The following is a 1,880-nucleotide window of genomic DNA, read 5'->3' on the forward strand; positions in this document are numbered from 1 at the left end:
GATCAACACAAAGGATTACCCCCAAAGCATCGCTTGACTCTTCTGAGGCTATTGGAGCATTGAGCGCAGTTTCAATTTCATTACTGACAATCCCCTGTGAGAACTGGCGTATGGCAGTTGCAAGGGTTGGCCATGATGAACGCCATAATAGAAGGTCTGTTGTTAATGATATGAGTTCATCCGAAGATATATTTTCTCCCTTGCTGTCGATTAAAGGTCTGTGATGCAATTTTAATAACAGGTCGTGGAACTGAGTTATTGCCTTATCTCTGTCTGAAGAAAGCGGGCAACTTTTTGTACGCGCACACCAGGATGCAAAGCGATCAAACGTTTCCTGATAACTTTGTGCCTGTTTGAGTTGCCATGTGAAGTTGTCCTCCAGGTCATCAATATCGACGACTCCATCCAGAACGATAGATCTGACGTTGTAAGGAAAACGTTCTGCATATAAGGCTGCAATTTGTGTTCCATACGAATACGCCACGGCTGTCAGTTGTTTATCACCCAAGGCTTGCCTAATACGATCAATATCATATACAGCCTCGTTAGAGCCTATATGGCGAATGACTTCGGCTCCGGTATTATGGATACATGCATTAATTTTATTTAATACTCGTTGCTTTTCGGTTATGTTTTCCTGAATCCCTGTATCTGATTGCTGGCAGTTTATTGTCGGAGTGGACTGACCGACGCCTCGAGGATCAAATCCAATAATATCCCATGACTCACGAAGATTTGTGACTGGCCAGTCAAAGTTAATATAAGGATTTATGCCTGGTAACCCGGGCCCACCACTTATTATCAGGATACTTCCTTTATGCTTGCTTTTTGCCGGCAATTTTGTCAACGCTAGTTTGACTTGTGATTTTTTTTCATAAGAAGCATCTCCGCCTGTGTCTGTATATTTTAATGGAACAGACAAATAACCACATAGTAAGTCAGGAGACGGTTTTTCCTCACCAAACCAGTGGTTGAATTGACTGGTCATACAGGATTGCCACTCGATCTGCTGGGCAGATACGGTTACGGGTAGAAGTAAGGTTAAAACAATCTTGAAATGAGCAATTATCTTTCGCATTGTGCCTCTGAATATCAGTATAAAGATAAAATTTGAATATATTGACCCCTGTGTTGCGGTAGGGGGCTAGACGTTACGGATATTGGTCAAATGAGTACAAAATTAGAGAATGTTGTTTACTCTGAATAGCAGATAAACTCCCCGGGGCTATGCATTACCACCAGGGAGATTTTAGTTAACGGTCTTAAAAGGTGTACTTAAGACCAGCAGTAGTGATGAAATTATAGTTTTCTATGCCTGCACCATTTTTGCTGTATTCAGAAGTATTATCATTATGGTCATAAAGTGAAGTATCACCTTTCTTATTCGTAACCCGATTCCATGCACCTTCAACATAAACTTTTGCGTTAGGTGTTACGTAATAACCTGCATTGACTGCAATAGAATAGTAATTTTGGTCTTTGACCTTACTGCGATAAGTGATTCTTTTTACACGGGCATAGTGTTCATCGTTATCAGATGCTTCTACCCAGCCACTGTATTTAAATGTGCCACCAAACTCAAAATCTTCATAACGGTAACTACCCGTAAGGCCAATATAGGGCATTTTAAAACGTTGTTTATAGCCTATTACTCTTTCTCCATTAGGGATGGAGCCGATATCATCTCTGAATCCCCCGTCAGAGTATATATAGGAACCACCTCTGGCTGTAAAGCTATAACGGCTTTCCTGATATCCGGCCATAAGCCCCAGGCGATAATCTGGTTCATTTAAGAGCCAGCCTTTGATATTCAGATCAAATTCGTTGGCAAAATTAAGGCGGGTATCGGGATGTCTGCTTTCATCTGTCCAGATGCCAGG

Annotated in this window: 2 protein-coding genes; both read right to left on the minus strand. The window is 41.5% G+C overall.

Features of this window, described 5'->3' with window-relative positions; genetic code table 11:
- On the minus strand, window positions 1-1,078 hold a 1,078-nt coding region (locus tag A31E_RS21135; RefSeq protein ID WP_016248310.1), incomplete at its 3' end, for an alpha/beta hydrolase.
- Window positions 1,079-1,262: 184 nt separating this feature from the next.
- Window positions 1,263-1,880 (minus strand): omptin family outer membrane protease (locus tag A31E_RS21130; protein ID WP_016248311.1); only part of this gene is annotated, 618 nt, incomplete at its 5' end.

Origin of the sequence: Escherichia sp. KTE159 (genome assembly GCF_000408805.1) — a bacterium.
Taxonomy (GTDB): domain Bacteria; phylum Pseudomonadota; class Gammaproteobacteria; order Enterobacterales; family Enterobacteriaceae; genus Escherichia; species Escherichia marmotae.